The 16,221-nt window shown below is 70.3% G+C and carries 12 protein-coding genes; all 12 read right to left on the bottom strand.

The window, feature by feature from the left end:
- Window positions 1-41 precede the first annotated feature (41 nt).
- Window positions 42-2,000 (bottom strand): acetate--CoA ligase, encoded by a 1,959-nt coding sequence (gene acs, locus VI078_07170; GenBank protein ID HEY5999070.1) that lies wholly within the window; start codon window positions 1,998-2,000, stop codon window positions 42-44.
- A gap of 143 nt (window positions 2,001-2,143) precedes the next feature.
- Window positions 2,144-3,925, bottom strand: a complete 1,782-nt coding sequence (locus tag VI078_07165; GenBank protein HEY5999069.1) for a sodium/solute symporter — start codon at window positions 3,923-3,925, stop codon at window positions 2,144-2,146.
- A gap of 2 nt (window positions 3,926-3,927) precedes the next feature.
- Window positions 3,928-4,236 carry a DUF485 domain-containing protein gene (locus VI078_07160; protein ID HEY5999068.1) on the bottom strand — a complete coding sequence of 103 codons (309 nt, stop codon included), beginning with the start codon at window positions 4,234-4,236 and terminating at the stop codon, window positions 3,928-3,930.
- Window positions 4,237-4,521: 285 nt separating this feature from the next.
- Window positions 4,522-6,423 carry a putative nucleotidyltransferase substrate binding domain-containing protein gene (locus tag VI078_07155; protein ID HEY5999067.1) on the bottom strand — a complete coding sequence of 634 codons (1,902 nt, stop codon included), beginning with the start codon at window positions 6,421-6,423 and terminating at the stop codon, window positions 4,522-4,524.
- Window positions 6,424-6,469: 46 nt separating this feature from the next.
- Entirely contained in the window at window positions 6,470-8,293 is a 1,824-nt protein-coding gene (locus VI078_07150; protein HEY5999066.1) for a sodium:solute symporter family protein, read from the bottom strand.
- Between the two features lies 1 nt (window position 8,294).
- Window positions 8,295-8,570 (bottom strand): DUF4212 domain-containing protein, encoded by a 276-nt coding sequence (locus tag VI078_07145; protein HEY5999065.1) that lies wholly within the window; start codon window positions 8,568-8,570, stop codon window positions 8,295-8,297.
- Between the two features lie 361 nt (window positions 8,571-8,931).
- Window positions 8,932-9,777, bottom strand: a complete 846-nt coding sequence (locus tag VI078_07140) for a YihY/virulence factor BrkB family protein (GenBank protein ID HEY5999064.1) — start codon at window positions 9,775-9,777, stop codon at window positions 8,932-8,934.
- A 57-nt stretch (window positions 9,778-9,834) separates the two neighbouring features.
- A complete protein-coding gene (locus VI078_07135; protein ID HEY5999063.1) occupies window positions 9,835-11,316 on the bottom strand; it encodes a radical SAM protein in 1,482 nt (493 codons plus the stop codon).
- Window positions 11,317-11,321: 5 nt separating this feature from the next.
- On the bottom strand, window positions 11,322-12,983 hold the full coding sequence (locus tag VI078_07130; GenBank protein HEY5999062.1) for a hypothetical protein: 1,662 nt from the start codon (window positions 12,981-12,983) through the stop codon (window positions 11,322-11,324).
- Window positions 12,980-13,744, bottom strand: coding sequence for a class I SAM-dependent methyltransferase (locus VI078_07125; protein HEY5999061.1), 765 nt, complete (start codon window positions 13,742-13,744; stop codon window positions 12,980-12,982). Before VI078_07125 ends, VI078_07130 begins: the two co-directional genes overlap by 4 nt.
- Complete coding sequence (locus VI078_07120; GenBank protein ID HEY5999060.1) at window positions 13,741-14,889, bottom strand: DegT/DnrJ/EryC1/StrS family aminotransferase; 1,149 nt, start codon at window positions 14,887-14,889, stop codon at window positions 13,741-13,743. Before VI078_07120 ends, VI078_07125 begins: the two co-directional genes overlap by 4 nt.
- The coding region (locus VI078_07115; GenBank protein ID HEY5999059.1) for an NDP-hexose 2,3-dehydratase family protein at window positions 14,877-16,221 on the bottom strand (1,345 nt) is incomplete at its 5' end. The genes VI078_07115 and VI078_07120, both read right to left, overlap by 13 nt.

The raw sequence follows: 16,221 nt of genomic DNA, 5'->3' as shown, positions 1-16,221 counted from the left end.
GTCGCACTGGCGCAGGCGGTAGTTGAGGAAGTAGTCGCGGATCATCTCGCCCTTGTAGCCGAGGCAGAGGATGTAGCGGCGCACGCCGAAGCGGTGCCGTCGCCGCGGGCGATCAGGCGCAGGATGCGGCGCATGATCTTGCCCGAGCGGGTCTTCGGCAGGCCCGGGGCGAAGTGGAGCTTGTCCGGGGTGGCGATCGGCCCGATGACCGTGCGCACGTGCCCGACGAGGGTCTTCTTCAGCACGTCGGTGGGCTCGATCCCCTGCTTGAGCGTGACGTAGGCGTAGATCCCCTCGCCCTTGATGTCGTGGGGGTAGCCGACGACCGCGGCCTCGGCGACCGCTTCGTGGCTGACGAGAGCGGACTCGACCTCGGCCGTCCCGAGCCGGTGGCCGGAGATGTTGATGACGTCGTCGATCCGGCCCATGAGCCAGTAGTCGCCGTCGTCGTCGACCCGGGCGCCATCCCCGGTGAAGTAGACGCCGGGGTACATCGAGAAGTAGACCTCCTTGATGCGCTTGTTCTCGGCGTCGCCGAAGGTGCCGCGCAGCATGCCGGGCCAGGGCTTCTCGATGACGAGCTTGCCGCCTTCGTTCTTCCCGGCGGGCGTGCCGTCGTCCTTGTAGACCTTCGGCACGACGCCCGGGAACGGCCGGTTCGCCGAGCCGGGCTTGAGGGTCATCGCGCCGGGCAGCGGCGTGATCAGGATGCCGCCGGTCTCGGTCTGCCACCAGGTGTCGACGATCGGCAGCTTCTCCTTGCCGACATGGATGTGGTACCACATCCAGGCCTCGGGGTTGATCGGCTCGCCGACCGTGCCGAGCAGGCGCAGCGAGGAGAGGTCGTGGGCGTTGACGAACTTCTCGCCCTCGCGCATCAGCGCGCGGATCGCGGTCGGCGCGGTGTAGAAGATGTTCACCCGGTGCTTCTCGACGATCTCCCAGAAGCGGCCGGCGTTCGGGTAGGTCGGGACCCCCTCGAACATCAGGCTCGTCGCCCCGTTCGAGAGCGGCCCGTAGACGATGTAGCTGTGCCCGGTGACCCAGCCGATGTCGGCGGTGCAGAAGTGGATGTTCTCGGGGTGGTAGTCGAAGATCCAGGAGAAGGTCAGGTTCGTGTAGAGCGCGTAGCCGCCCGTCGTGTGGACCACGCCCTTGGGCTTGCCCGTGGAGCCGGAGGTGTAGAGGATGAAGAGCGGGTCCTCGGCGTCCATCTGCTCGGGCACGCAGACGTTCGAGATGTCCGCGGCCTTCATCTCCTCGTGCCACCAGAGGTCGCGGCCGTTGGACATCGGGGCCCCCTCGCCGGCGCGGTGGACGACGAAGACCTTCTTGATCGTCGGGCACTCCTCGACCGCCACGTCGGCGGTCGCCTTCTGCGAGAGGACCTTGCCGCCGCGCATGGCGTTGTCCTGGGTGACCAGGAACGCGGACTTGCAGTCCTGGATGCGGTCGCGCAGCGACTGCGAGGAGAAGCCGCCGAAGACGACGCTGTGGATCGCGCCGATGCGCGTGCAGGCCAGGATGGCGATCGCCAGCTCGGGGATCATCTGCAGGTACATGGTCACGACGTCGCCGCGCTTGACGCCGTGCTTGCGCATCACGTTGGCGAAACGGTTGACCTCGGTGGAGAGCTGCTGGTAGGTGAAGGTCCGGTAGCTGCCGTCGTCCCCCTCCCAGATGATCGCGGCCTTGTTGCGGGTCGCGTTCGTGCAGTGCCGGTCGAGGCAGTTGACCGACATGTTGAGCTTCCCGCCCGGGAACCACTTGATGTAGGGCTTGTGGAAGTCGTAGTCGAGGACCTTGTCCCACTTCTTGAACCAGGTCAGCCGCTGCTCGGCCATCTCGCCCCAGAAGCCCTCGGGGTCCTTGACCGAGCGGTCGTAGATCCGCTGGTAGTCGGCCATGGTCTTGATGTGGGCCGCCGCCGAGAACTCCTTGGAGGGCGGGAAGGTCCGCTTCTCGTCGCTCAGCACGGAAATCTTGTTCGCCTCGGTCATGCCACTCCCCTCTCAGGTTGGATTGTCCCGCCGTCGGCCGGGTCCGGGGGTGTTCCCGCCCCGGCGCGGGCGGCGCGGGGGGCGGGGGAAGGGTCGCTTCCCCCGCCCCCCCTTGTGAGCGGATCGATCTCCCGGAGGAGGGGCTACTCGGCCCCGATCCCCAGGTAGGTCCTGATCTTCTCCTCCTCGAACCTCTTGTCCACGTCGCCGCCCTCGGGGAAGAGGAGCGAGAAGATGATGGCGACGAGGAACGCCGCGCCCATCGAGAAGATGCCGGGGTTCTTGTAGGGGATGATCGCCTGCGGCATCTTGGCGTTCGCGGCCTTGGTGTCGGCGGCGGCCTTCGCCTCGATCTCGGCCTTGCGCTCCGGGGCCGCCGTGATCTCGGCCTTGGCGCCGTCGGCGATCTTCTTGACCTCGGCGGTGACCGCGGCCTTCTCCGTCTTGTGGACGATGTCGACCCACACGGTCGGGCTCATGACGATCAGGATCAGCGCGAGGAAGCCGCCGGTGTAGATGCTGTAGGTTGCGCCCTTTGTCGAAAGGTTCTTCCAGATGACCGAGAGCAGCAGCGCCGGGAAGTTCGCGCTGGAGGCCACCGCGAAGGCGAGGCCGACCATGAAGGCCACGTTCTGCCCCTTGAAGGCGAGGGCGAGAAGCATGGCGGTGATGCCGAGGCCGACCGTCGCGGCCTTGGCCACCTTGACCTCCTCCTTCTCGTTGGCCTCCCCGTGGCGGATGACGCCGACGTAGAGGTCGTGCGAGAGGGCGGAGGCGCCGGCGAGGGTCAGGCCGGCGACGACGGCGAGGATCGTTGCGAAGGCCACGGCCGAGAGGAAGCCGAGGAAGATGCTGCCGCCCATGGCCTCGGCCAGCAGCGGGGCCGCCATGTTGCCGCCGGCGTCGACGCCCGTGATCGTCTTGATGCTCCCCGGGATGAGCGTCATGGCGCCGAAGCCGATGGTCACGGTGAGGATGTAGAAGTAGCCGATGAAGCCCGTCGCGTAGAACACGGACTTGCGGGCGGCCTTGGCGTCGGGGACGGTGTAGAAGCGCATGAGGATGTGCGGGAGGCCGGCGGTGCCGAACATCAGGGCCAGCGCCAGCGAGAAGGTGTCCAGCGGGTTGGTGTACATGACGCCCGGCTCGAGGACCTTCTGGCCCTGCAGCTCCGCCGCCCTGCCGAAGAGCGAGCCGTAGCTGAAGCCGAAATTCGAGAGGACCATGATCACCAGGAGCGTGGCGCCGCCGAGCAGCAGGCAGGCCTTGATGATCTGGACCCAGGTGGTCGCGATCATGCCGCCGAAGAGCACGTAGCCGATCATCAGCACGGCGACGAGCACGAGCGCGGCCTCGAAGGGCAGGTTGAACATCAGCTTGAAGAGCGTCCCGGCGCCGACCATCTGCGCGATCAGGTAGAAGATGACGGTGATGAGGGAGCCGAAGGCCGCGGCGGCGCGGATCGGCCGTGCGGTGAGCCGGTAGGCGACGACGTCGGAGAAGGTGTACTTGCCGAGGTTGCGCAGCGGCTCGGCGATCAGGAACGTGATGATCGGCCAGCCCACGAGCCAGCCGACCGAGTAGATCAGGCCGTCGTAGCCCTTGGTCGACACGATGCCGGCGATGCCGAGGAAGGACGCGGCGCTCATGTAGTCGCCGGCGAGGGCCAGGCCGTTCTGCATGGCCGTGACGCTGCGGCCGGCGGCGTAGAACTCCTTGGTCGTGCGGGTGCGCTTGGCGGCCCAGTAGGTGATGCCGAGCGTGCTGAGCGCGAACAGGATGAAGAAGAAGACGGCGACGGGGTTGAGCGTGCCGATGGTGGTCTGGAAAGCGGGGGCGGCCTGCGGCGCCTGCGCGCCGGCCGGGACCGCCGCGAGCAGGGCGGCCGTTCCGAAGGGAATCTGGAATGCGAGCTTTTTCGGCATCGTCATCCTCCGATCTTGTCCTTGACCTTCTTCACAAGGCCGTCATAGATGTTGTTCGCCCAGTAGACGTAGATCCCCGTGAGAATCCAGGAGACGAAGATCGTGCCGACGGCGATCGGGATCCCGATGGTGGTCACCGACCCGCTCATCTTCGTGGCCAGGTACGGCTTGTTGTAGGAGACGAGGTAGACGAAGCCGTAGAACAGGACCAGCTCCAGGACCGTCAGGGTCCAGGCGTAGGTCATGCGCTTGCTGTAGAGCTCCTTGAAATCGGGATCCGCGAGGATCTCGTGCACCGATTTCTTTGCCATTACTCCCTCCTTGTTCCTGTTGGCGGTTGCTCCAGGCCCCTCAGCAAATCTGTTTTAGCCCCTGCCCCACCCCCTCCCGTCGCGTGTTGCGCTCTCCGCGCGAAAGTCACCACGTCCCGCGGCGTGATAAGTTGCAAGCGCCATGCCAGCGGTGGGCGCTGGAGGCCACCCAAAATTGCCTAATGAAATTGTGTAATTAGCGAGACGGATCAGTCGGCGGATTGTGCATTCCGGATCAAGCGCTGGCCGGTGTTACCTATCGTATCGCGGGGCACACGCCGCAGGTCAGAGGATCGACGCCCGGTAGCGCTCGATGACGAGGTTCTGCAGCCGCGAGACGAGCGAGAAGGCCTCGCGCGCGGTCTTGCGCTCCAGGGCGCTGAGGTCCCCCGGGTCGACGAAATTGTCCGGCTCCCGGCCGGCGGCGACCTGGCCGAGCTGATGGTGCAGGCGCAGCGACATCAGGAACTCGAAGGCCTGCTCGAGCTCCTCGCCGTAGCTGCCGACGATCGTGTGCGTCCGCCGCAGCGCCCGCAGTCGATCGAGCGTCCCGGTCTCGGGGACGCCCTTCTCGAGCGCGAACAGGCGCGCCAGGTCCACGATCGGGGCGATCGCCTTGAGCTTGAGGTTCAGCCGGTCCTTGTGTTCTCCTTCCTTCTCGACGACGAACCGCTGCAGAAAACCCAGCGGCGGGGGGTTGCGCACGATCTGGGCGGCAAGGAAGCCGAGGAACGCCGGCGTTCGCGCGATCGCGGCCGTCAGGTGCGCGCGCAGCTCCGCGGCGAGGCCCGCGGGGTCCTCGAGCGGGCGGAAGTCGAAGAAGATCAGCGAGTGGAGCACGGCCTCGGCCGTCGGCGTGGAGATCCACTCCGTGAAGACGTGCTTCCAGCCCCCCAGGGGCCGGCACCACTCGGGGGTGGCCGCCGTGTAGCCGGCGGGGCAGGGCGGGAAGCCGCAGCGGGCGAGCGCGTCGCGCGCCCCCGGCGTGAACGCGGCGAACCAGCGGCGTGCTCGCGCCTCCAGCTCCGGGTCCTCGGTGTCCGCGTAGATGATGCCGTTGTCCTGGTCGGTCTTGAAGGTCTGCTCACGCCTGCCCTCGCTGCCGAAGACGATCCAGCACCACGGCAGCGGCGCCGGCCCCAGGGGGCGCTCCACCAGCTGCAGCGCCTTGCGCACGAGGCGGTCGTTGATCTCGGTGATGACGCGGCTGACGTTGCCCGCCTTCGCCCCCTCGCGCAGCAGCAGCTCGATCATGCAGTCCACCTGCCGCGCGGCGGCGGCGAGGCCGTCGATGTCCCGCTGGTGCTCGATCTCGCGCACGAGCGAGATCGGCGAGTTCCCCTGGAGGAGCATCAGGTCGTGGTTGGTGACCATGCCGACGAAGCGTCCCCCCTCGAGGACCGGCAGGTGGTGCACGTTGTTGCGGAGCATCGTCAGCAGGGCGTCGAAGCAGGTGTCGTCGGGCTTCGCCGCGAGCCGGATGGGGGTCATGATGCCGGCGACCGGCGCCGCCGCGTCCCTTCCTTCGGCGGCGACGCGCTCGCGCAGATCGCGGTCCGTGAGGATGGCGAGCGGCTCTCCCCCGCGCCCCGTCAGCACCAGCGAGCTGACGCGGTGGCGCGCCATGACCCGCGCGGCCTCGCGGATCGAGATCCCCACGGGGGCGCTCACCGGCCGGCGGCGCACGAGCTCGCGCACCGGCGTCGAGAAGAGCAGCTGCTCCCCGTTGCGCAGGCCGAGGCAGGAGGCCCGCAGGTCGCCGAAGGCCTTGTCGAGGTACGTGGCGATGAAGCTCTTCGTGAAGAACTCGCGCACGTCCGGCCGCCGCTCCAACAGGGCGTGGAACGGCTCCCAGGGGATCAGGTAGCAGACGGTGTCCTCGGCGGCGGTGACGTTGACCCGCGAGCGCTCGCCGGAGAAGAGCGAGAGGTAGCCGATCGCCGCGCCCTTCGAGCGGTAGTCGATGTCGACCTCGCCGGCCTCGCCGGCGGCAACGCTGACCTTGACGCCCCCGGAGGCGACGATCCGCAGGAAGGCGCTGGGGGGGCCCCCCGCCGTCAGGAGCGCGGTGCCGGCGGGCGAGAACTCAACCTGGATGCGCCCGGCCAGCTCGCGCAGCTCGTCCGGGCCCAGGAGGCGGAAGGCGGGGACCTGCCCGAGGAACTCGGCGATCTCCTCGACGATCATCGCCGGGACGCCGGGCGCCGCCAGCCCCGCCGTCGCCCCGTCTCTCTCACTCCGCGCGGGCGCCGGCGGAGCCGCGCGGGTAGCGGACGCTCTCGACGAACTCCTGCAGCTCCTGGCTCGGCGGCGCGGTCAGGCGCGAGATGACGAAGATGGTGAGAAAGCCGAGCGGGATGCCGAAGACGCCCGAGGCGACCGTCTTGATCCCGAGCCAGTCGAGCCCGAAGAAGCGGCTGCCGACCATGTAGAAGAGCGTCGCCCCGAAGCCGGCGAGCATGCCCGCGACGGCCCCGGCCTTGTTCGCCCGCTTGTCCCAGACCCCCATCACCAGCGCCGGGAAGAACGAGGCGGCCGCGATCGAGAAGGCCCACGCAACGAGCTCGACGATGATCGTCAGCTTGAAGGTCGCGACCCACGCCGCCACCGCCGCGGAGACCACGAGCAGGACGCGGGAGATCGTCAGCCGCTTGAGGATCGACGCGCCCGGGTCGATCATCTTGTAGTACAGGTCGTGCGAGAGCGCGTTCGAGATGGTCAGCAGCAGCCCGTCGGCCGTCGAGAGCGCCGCCGCCAGGCCGCCCGCCGCGACCAGGCCGGAGATGACGTACGGCAGGCCGGCGATCTCGGGCGTCGCGAGCACGATCGCGTCGGGCCCGATCGTCAGCTCGGCGAACTGCAGGATGCCGTCGAGGTTCACGTCCCTCCAGGAGACCAGGCCGACCTTGGCCCAGTGGGTCATCCACGCGGGCAGCTCGGCGATCTTCGTCCCGACGACCGAGCTGAGCACCTCCCAGCGCGCGAACGCCGCATAGGCCGGCGCGGTGAAGTAGAGCAGGAAGATGAAGAAGAGCGACCAGCCCACCGACGAGCGCGCGTCCTTGACCGAGGGCACCGTGTAGTAGCGCATCAGGATGTGCGGCAGGCCGGCCGTGCCGACCATCAGGCAGAAGGTCAGCGCCAGCACGTTCCGCCGGTCGAGGCGCGCGAACGGCTGCAGGTAGGGCTTCGGCGTCGGCGCCTTCTCCGCCGCGGCCCCGCCCTCTGCGCGGTACGCATCGCGGACCGCCTGCTCCGCCGGGCTCGCGAAGAGCTCCTTCTCCCGCGCGTCGATCTTCTGCAGCACCTGCCCGTACATGATCTCGGAGACGGGCACGCCGGTGTGCTTGTAGCTCATCACGGTGACGGGGGCGAGGTACGCGATGATCAGGATCAGATACTGCGCCACCTGCGTCCACGTGACGGCCTTCATCCCGCCGAGCAGCGAGCAGACGAGGATGCCGAGCAGCCCGATGACGACGCCGGTCGTGAACTCGGTGCCGAGGAAGCGGCCCATGATGATGCCGGCGCCGGTGATTTGCGCGACCAGGTAGGTGAACGAGGCGGCGATCGCCGCCGCGATGCCGATCAGCCGGGTCTCGTGCCCGCCGTAGCGGGCGCCGAGGAAGTCGGGGATCGTGTACTGCCCGAACTTGCGCAGATACGGCCCGAGGAACACCGCCAGCAGGACGTAGCCGCCGGTCCAGCCCATGATGTAGGCCAGCCCGTCGTAACCGAGGCCGTAGATCGTCCCCGCCATCCCGATGAACGAGGCCGCGCTCATCCAGTCCGCGCCGGTGGCCATGCCGTTGAAGACGGGGGGCACCGCCCGGCCGGCGACGTAGTACTCCGAGATCCGCGAGGTGCGCGAGAGGACGCCGATCCCGGCGTAGACCGCGATGGTGACGCCGAGGAAGAGGTAGCCGATCCAGGCCTTCGGCATCCCCATCGTCTCCGCGATCCCGAGGATGATCACGAAGCCGACGAAGACCCCCGTGTACATCCCGTAGAGCCGGCCCAGGTTGTCGATGAAGGAGGAGCTGCGCTGGCGGGCCATGCTACTCCTCCTCTTCCTGGAGGCCGTACTTGCGGTCGATCCGGTTCATCATCGCGGCGTAGTTGAAGATCAGCGCCACGAAGACGATGAGCGAGCCCTGGGCCGCCATGTAGTAGCCCAGGGGGAAGCCGAAGATCACGACGGTGTCGAGCGCGTCGACGAAGAAGACCGCCCCGAACGAGACGAGCGCCCAGATCAGCAGCGTGATGGTGGTCAGCCGCTTGTTCGCCGACCAGTAGGCCGCCAGGGTCGCCCGGTCCACCTTGCCGAGTTCCATGTTCTCCTCCTATCGCAGAGCGGGACGGTAGTCGAAGCGTCCGGTGAATGTCTGTTGCAGACCGATGCTCATGAAGGTACGGCGAAAGCAAAATGCATGCGAAGGGCGGGGGCAATCGATGCCATGACTATTTCATAATCGAATCAATTTGTTGTGGACCAGCGCCGTTCCCATGCCGGGGGCGGCGACGGAAACCTCTCGAAGGATCGTTACCGAAGGTTACGCGGATCGCCTGCAAAGTTTCATTTGCGGTCAGCTTCATGCCCCACGCCCCTGCCCGCGACGAACTATGCCCATGGTAACTGCTCAAGTATACACGAACCGCTTCCGGCTTGCGCGGGTCGGCGGGCGATCGGACGAGTCAGCGGGCGCCGCCCGCCGTGCCGCTGCGCGGAACGCGGTCGGCACCCTCCAGGACCGACGCGACCTCGGCGCCGAGAAGGAGCACCGCAGCCGAATAGTAGATCCAGACGAGGAGCACCGCGGCGGCGCCCAGAGGGCCGTAGACCAGAGAGTAGCTCCCGGACGCAGCGACGTACCAGGCGAAGAGGTGCTTGGCGGCCTCCCAGAGGATGCCGGTGACGAGCGCGCCCACGAGGGCGGCCCGCGCCGAGCCGCGGCGGTTCGGGACGAGGTAGTAGATCAGGAAGCAGATCAGCAGGATCGCGGCGAAGGGGGCCACGTACGAGAGCGAGGCCCCCGTGAGCCGCGCCCGGACGGCGGGCAGGAGGGCGGGCGCGCGGCGCAGATACTCGATGAAGCCGGCGAGGACGGCGCTCGCCAGGAACACCGCGCCGGAGAGCACGATCATCGCCAGGTCGAGGAGCATCCCCCGCAGCGTCCCGTGGGGCCGCGGCACCCCGAAGATCGCGTTCAGGGCCGTCCTGAGCCAGCCGAAGACCGTGGTCGCGATCCAGAGCAGGCCCGCCGTGCCGACCACGCCGATGGTCCCGCGGTCCTCGACGACCGCGATGACGCTCGCGCGGTGGGCCGCGTCCAGGGTCGGCGCTGCCTGCTCGAGGTAGCGCGCGAACTGCTCCATCGCCTGCTCGTGGGAGACGAGGTACGACCCCGCGAAGGAGAGCACGAGCAGCGCGAGCGGCACCAGGGCCAGGATCACCTGGAAGGCGATCCCCGAGGCGAGGAAGAGGCCGTTGTCACGGTGGAACTTCGTGACCGCCCGGCCGAGCACGCGCAGGGCTTCCACCGCTCCATTGTCGCAGCGCGGGCCGCCCGCGGCAACGGGTCCGGCGGCCGGACGCCTTTAGCTCCCGGGGCGCGGCCGGCGGGCCTCCCCCGGGTCGCGGCGGTAGGAGGCGAGATAGTGCCGCAGCGTCCGCAGGAGCTCCCGCAGCGTCATGCGGTATGGAAGGCACCGGCGCAGGTAGTAGCCGTCGGCCAGGTCGCCGATCCAGCGGTAGAGCGCGTTGGGCCTGGCCGCGAGCAGGGGCGCGAGCAGGGGGAGCAGCCGCGGGTGGCGCGCGAGCACGCTGAAGAAGTGCCGCAGGTTGACGATCCGGTGCGCGTCGCGCCCGCTCGCGAAGCGCAGCGCGCTGGCGTGGTAGTAGGTGCCGTCGAGCGCGTCCACGGACCCGTCGTAGCACCCCGTGTCGATCGCGTATTTCGTCAGCGGCAGGCGCGGGTAGGGCGTGAAGATCGAGGCGTTGGCGAGGGCGGGCCGGATCGCGACATTCACCCGCAGCGTGCTGCGCGCGGTCGCGTACGTCTCGCCCGGCGCGCCGAGCACGTTCTCGGTGATCAGCCTGACCCCGTGCCGGTGGAGCAGGGCGCCGCCCGCGCGCATCCGCTCCTCGGTCATCCCCCGCCGCATCACGCGGTTGCGGATGAACTCGTCACCGGACTCTACGCCCGCGTACGCCAGGTGCAGCCCCGCGCCCCGCAGGGCGGCGACGGTCTCCTCGTCGATGTTGTCGAAGCGGACGTGGCAGCTGAACGGGAGGCGGCACCGGCGCGCGTAGACTTCCGCGAACGCCAGGGTCCAGCGCTTCTGCAGGGTGAAGCAATCGTCGACGAAGGCGACCATGCGCAGCGGGACCTGGCGGCCCACGGCGAGCACTTCCTCGACGATCGACTCGGGGCTGCGCGAGCGGTAGATCGCGCGGTCGCCGGCCTGCTCGCGGTACAGGGCGTTGTAGGCGTCGTTGAAGCAATAGGTGCAGCGGTACGGGCAGCCGCGGTGCGCCATGAAGTGCTTGACCCCGTGCTCCCGGAGAACCGGGAACCGGTCGAAATACAGCTCGCGCGCCGGGAACGGCAGGGCGTCGAGGTTGCGGTTGCGCGGGAGGGGAGCGCTGGCGCACACACGCCCATCGCGCTTGATGAGGAAGTTGGGGACCGCCGCCGGCAGTCCCCCCTCGCGGTCGAACGCGTCCGCGAAGAGCAGCGCCGCCTGCTCGCCCTCGCCGACGCACGCCGCGTCGACCCACGGCAACTCGATCATCTCGGGGAAGAACGTCGGGTGGGGCCCCCCCCAGAGTGTCGGCACGCCGAGCCGCTCCTTGAGCGCCCGGGCGATCGCGTAGTGCCAGTGGTGGCCGCCGGAGAGCACGCTGAAGGCGACCGCGTCCGGGCGGAGGGCCGCGACCCGCGCGACGGTGCGCTCGGGCGCACGCTCCGCCAGGACGAGGCCGACCTCGTGCCCGCCGCGGCGGAGCATGGCCGCGACCCCCGTGACCCCGAGCGGGACGGAGAAGCGCAGGACGGGCTCGACGAAGACGATCCGCATCGTCGCTAGGGCAGCGTGAAGCGCCGCGTCGGCCCCGGCGCGAGCAGCGACGTGCCGGCGTGATCCAGGGCGAGCACCTGGAGTTCGTGCGCCCCCGCCCCCAGGGCGTCCCTGGGCACGTAGCGGGCGAAACCGGCGCCGGCGAGGGAAGGGTCGGCCTGGGTCGCCTCGGGCGTCATCCCGGTCACCGCGGGAAAGAGACGGCCGTCGATGTTCAGGAACACGCCGGCGGCGCTGCGGCTGCCCGCATCCGCGGCGTAGCCCCGGACGATGACCTTCTGGTCGGGAGACGTGCTGTCGGGGGGGAGCGTCGTGCCGACGAACTCCACGGCAGCCCGCAGCGGCGCCCCGGAAGCCTTGTGGCCGGCGAGCGGGTCGGCGGCGGCCGGCTGCGACGTGCGCCGCAGCGTCATCCCCCACGCCGACACCTGCGGATAGACGGGGATGAAGAAGTCCGTTCCCGGCGGCAGCGAGCGGAACGCGGCGACCTGATCGTGCCAGTGGGTGTCCATGGCGGGAGGTATGCGGTAGTCCCCGCGCACGCCGAGCAGGAGCACGGCCGCGAGGCCGGGGACCGCGAGGGCGCGCCAGGTGCCGCCGCGCTCCGCCATGGCCAGCAGCGTGCAGACGACGAAGAGCATGGTGAAGAAGAAGTACCGCGGGCCGAACGCCGGGCTCAGCCAGTGGCGCGGGTCGTTGAGCGGGAAGAGAAACGGGACGGCGGCGGCGACGGTGGCCAGCCCGAGCAGGACGAGCAGCGCGAGGTTGCGGAGCGCGACGGCCGCGAGCCCCAGTGCCGGCACGGCGGCCGCTGCGGCGAGCACGGCGCCGGCAGGGAACCCGGAATGGCGCGCCGCGACGAAATTGAGGCCGAAGAACGCGTTGGCGGCGCCGTCCAGCCCGAGGATCCGGACGATCTCGGCGACGGTGGGGATCCCGAAGCCGGCGGTCGCGCTCGTCGCGCGCGGACCTGTGGCCAGCAGCGCCAGCTGGACGGCGGCGCCGGCGAGTGCGATGAGCGGGGTCCAGGTGCGGACTCCGCGGGCACGGCAGCGCCACAGGGACCACAGCGCGAGCGGCGCGCAGGCGATGACAAACGGCCCCGTCGTCGCGAAGAGCAGGATCACCCCGGTGTCCAGGGCCCGGCGCCACTTTCCGGGGCGCGGTCCCGCGAGCAGGATGAGGCAGCCCGCGAGCGTCAGGAACCACTGGGAGTTGTTGAGGTTGAGATAGACCTCCTGCGAGTTCGGCCCGGCCAGCACCGCCGCCGCGCCGGCCACGCGGAAGGCGGGAGCGACGGCGAAGCCCGGGACGCCGTCCGCCAGGAGGTACGCCACCGGGACCATCTGGACCCCGACGGCCAGCACCTTGAAGACCAGCGGGGCCAGCTCGAGGGGGACGAGCAGGGCCAGCGCGCCCGCCAGGCGCAGCGTCAGATGCAGGTAGCCCGACGCCGGGACGAAGAGCGATCGCCAGGGCCCCTGATTGTAGGCCTGCTGGAAGATGATGCTCCCCTCCTCGGCGTTGAACTGCGGGTGGAGCAGGTCCCGCGGTTGTCGCGCAAGCAGCGCCAGCGCGAGGAGCGCGAAGACCAGCCACCGCCGGGGGACCGGCCGCGGGAGCGCCAGCCAGGCGCTTGCCGCCGGGGCCCAGGCGCCCGCGCTCATGTGCCGGACACCGCCGGCCGCCGCGCCACGGCGAAGACGGATGTCCCGAAGGGCAGGCCGGTGCGCGCGATCAGCCGGTTCTCCGCGCGCAGCAGGGCGAGGAGCGCCCGGTTCAGCCCCGCGCCGGGGAGCTTCACGTCGGAGCGGACGTCGGTCTCGGCGACCGCACGCCCCCACCGCCGGGCGAGACGGTGGAGCGCGATGGCGGGGGCCGCGGCGGCGACGCGGTAGGTGACGATCTCAGGCTCCAGTCCCGCGGCAAGCAGCAGCTGCCGCACGCGCGGGGGCCGGTAGCGCTCGCGCGTGTGGACCGCGCGGTCGTGGTCGCTGCGCAGCGCCTCGAATGCAGGGTCGTTCCTGATGAGCACGCCGCCGGGCGCCAGCGCCGCCCGCAGCGAGCCGAGCGCGGCCGCCTCGTCCCGCACGCCGCGGTGGTAGAGCACGTCGATGACGGTGATCACGTCGTACGCGCACTCCGGCAGCGCCGGCGCGTTGAGGTCCGCGACCCGCACGCGCTCGAGCCCCCGCCGGCGGCAGAAGTCGACGGCCTCCGGCGAGACGTCGAAGCCCTCGACCGCGCCGGCACGACCGAGCAGCTGCATCAGCCGTCCCGTCCCGCACCCGGCGTCGAGGATGCGCAGCGGCTCGCGCCGGCCTGCGGCCAGGCGCCCGACGATCGCGACGACCAGTTCGTGCAGGCCGACGTACCACCAGTGGCGGTCCTCGGCCTCGAACATCGCGCGGTACTCGCGCGCGTTCATGCCTCGCCGAAGAAGTCGCGGACCGCGTCGACGACCAGCGACTGGTGCGCGGGCGGCATCTCCGGGTAGATGGGGAGCGAGAGCACGGTCGCCGCCAGCCGTTCGGTGACCGGCAGGTCGCCCGGCCGCCAGCCGAGGAACGCGTAGGCCTGCATCAGGTGCACGGGGTGCGGGTAGTTGATCTTCGTCTCGATCCCCCGGGTCGCCAGGTGCTCGCGCAGGGCGTCCCGGCGCGGCGTGCGGACCGTGTAGAGGTAGTACTGGTGGTCGCGCCCCGCGCCGGTCACCGGCAGGGCGAGGTCGCCGAGGCCGGCCAGGGCCTCGTCGTACCGCCGGGCGATCGCGCGGCGCCCCGCCACGGCCTCGTCGAGGAGCGCGAGCCTGACGCTCAGGAGCGCCGCCTGGACCTCGTCGAGCCGCGAGTTGTAGCCCTCCTCGAGCGCTGCGTACTCGCGCTCCATGCCGTAGAAGCGCAGCCGCCGCACCCGCTGCGCGAGGGCTTCGCCGGCAGTGACCACCATCCCGGCGTCGCCGAAGGCGCCGAGGACCTTCGTCGGGTAGAAGGAGAACGCCCCCGCGTCGCCGAGGCTGCCCACCCGCCGTCCGCCGATGGTCGCCCCGCAGGCCTGGGCGCAGTCCTCCACGATGCGGATGTCCCGGCCGGCCGCGGCTTCCCGGAGGGCCGGCACGTCCGCCGCCTGCCCGGCGAGGTGGACCGGGACGATGCACCGCGAGCGCGGCGAGAGCCGCTCCCGCAGCAGGCGCGGGTCCATGAGAAAGGTCTCTTCCTCGACGTCCACGAAGACCGGCGTGGCCCCTGTCGCGCGGATCGCGGCGACGGTCGGCACCGCGGTGTTGGCGACGGTCAGGACCTCGTCGTCGGCCCCGATGTCGAGCGCCTTGAGCGCGAGGAAGAGCGCGTCGGTCCCGGAGTTGACGCCGACCCCCCAGCGCACGCCGCAGAGGCGCGCGAAGTCCTCCTCGAACCGGCGCACTTCGTCCGCGAGGACGAGGCGGCCCGAATCCAGGACCCGCCCGACGGCGGCGAGCAGCTCGTCGCGGCGCGCGGCGGCGAACGGGCGCACGTCCCAGTAGGGCACCGCGGGCGCGCCGGCCGGGGGCTCCGCCGGCGTCAGAGCAGGCATCCGACGATGCTCCTCGCGCAGGAGTTCACCTGCTCTCCCAGATGCAGCAGGAAGCGCAGGTGCGCCTCGGGGACCCAGCGGTAGCCCCGCGGCGGCTCGAGCTCCGTGCCGGGGGGCAGCATGAGCACGCGGTGGGTGTGGCACTCCCGGAAGAACCGCGCCCCCTCCTCGGCCTGCAGCGTCTCGAGGAGCAGCGGGAAGCGGCCGGGTTGCGAGAACTCCTCGAGCAGGAACGGGCGCGGCAGCTTCGGATTGGCGCAGTAGTTCCCCGGTGTGAACTGCACCGTCGGGCCGACCTGCACGGCGGGGCGGTTCCCCGGCTCGGGCCGCGCCTGCAGCAGGCACTCGAGCCCCCCGGCCCCGTGCCGGACCAGCAGGCCGATGATGCCGCGCGCCGCGTTCTCGATGATCGGCTGGTCCCAGCGCCGCACCTCCCGGTGCTCGGAGCTGACCCTCAGACCGACCAGCCGGAAGTAGCGGCCCTCATGGTGCGAGAAATAGCCCTTCACGTCGCGCTCCCACTCGTCCAGCTCGTTGAGGCCGATGCGCTTGACCCTGAGGTGGACGCCGGCGCGGATATCGTCGAGCCACTGGAGGGTCTCCCGGATGTCCGCACCCCCGGCGCCCGGCCCGGCTGCCGGGCCGCGCCCTCCGGGAAGCGACAGCGGGAGCGCGAGAGCGGACAGCACGCTGCGGGCGCAGGCGTTGACCAGGTTGTCCCGGCGCAGCAGCTGCGCGATCTGGCGCAGCGTGAGCCAGAGGAAGGGGCCGGGCACCTCGTCGGGGACCTCGTCCCCGACGAGCACGACCATGTTCCGGTTCGACTTGTGCAGGAACCTGCTGCCGTCCTCGGTCTGCAGGCGGGCGAAGACCACCGACTCGGGCGCCGGCGCGGTGAAGAGCGCGAGGAATGGCGGCTCCGCCCCCCGGTGGGCACGCGTGTAATTGCTGAACGTCGCCTGGACCGTCGGCGAGAGCTGCACCGCGCCGATGTTCCCGGGCTCCTCCTTCGCCTGCAGGCAGAAGTGCAGGACGCCGCCGATCCGCTTGGCCAGGACGCCGAGGATGCCGACCTCGGGTTGCTCGATGATCGGCTGGTCCCAGGGGATCTCCCTGAGGCCGGTCCGCTGCTGGACGTCCAGGCCGAGGACGCTGAAGAAGCGCCCGGTCCGGTGCACGAGGTTGCCGCTCCCCGGCTCCGTGCCCCAGTCCTGGAGCGCGTCGAGCGGGACGACCTGAACGTCCAGGGTCCCCGCGGCGCGTTGCCGGGCGATCCACTCATCGACCTCGCCGTCCGTGTGCAGGCCGCGCGGCGCCGCGCGCGAGGCGGCC

The sequence above is a fragment of the bacterium genome (assembly GCA_036524115.1).
Taxonomy (GTDB): Bacteria; JAUVQV01; JAUVQV01; order JAUVQV01; family DATDCY01; genus DATDCY01.
This window is presented reverse-complemented; position numbering and strand designations above follow the sequence as displayed.

Excerpts from the sequence above, each read along its gene's own strand:
- VI078_07165 (HEY5999069.1), bottom strand. The coding sequence starts at position 3,925 with ATGCCGAAAAAGCTCGCATTCCAGATTCCCTTCGGAACGGCCGCCCTG.
- VI078_07160 (HEY5999068.1), bottom strand. The coding sequence starts at position 4,236 with ATGGCAAAGAAATCGGTGCACGAGATCCTCGCGGATCCCGATTTCAAG.
- VI078_07130 (HEY5999062.1), bottom strand. The coding sequence starts at position 12,983 with ATGAGCGCGGGCGCCTGGGCCCCGGCGGCAAGCGCCTGGCTGGCGCTC.
- acs (HEY5999070.1), bottom strand. The coding sequence starts at position 2,000 with ATGACCGAGGCGAACAAGATTTCCGTGCTGAGCGACGAGAAGCGGACC.
- VI078_07120 (HEY5999060.1), bottom strand. The coding sequence starts at position 14,889 with ATGCCTGCTCTGACGCCGGCGGAGCCCCCGGCCGGCGCGCCCGCGGTG.
- VI078_07150 (HEY5999066.1), bottom strand. The coding sequence starts at position 8,293 with ATGGCCCGCCAGCGCAGCTCCTCCTTCATCGACAACCTGGGCCGGCTC.
- VI078_07135 (HEY5999063.1), bottom strand. The coding sequence starts at position 11,316 with ATGCGGATCGTCTTCGTCGAGCCCGTCCTGCGCTTCTCCGTCCCGCTC.
- VI078_07145 (HEY5999065.1), bottom strand. The coding sequence starts at position 8,570 with ATGGAACTCGGCAAGGTGGACCGGGCGACCCTGGCGGCCTACTGGTCG.
- VI078_07125 (HEY5999061.1), bottom strand. The coding sequence starts at position 13,744 with ATGAACGCGCGCGAGTACCGCGCGATGTTCGAGGCCGAGGACCGCCAC.
- VI078_07155 (HEY5999067.1), bottom strand. The coding sequence starts at position 6,423 with ATGATCGTCGAGGAGATCGCCGAGTTCCTCGGGCAGGTCCCCGCCTTC.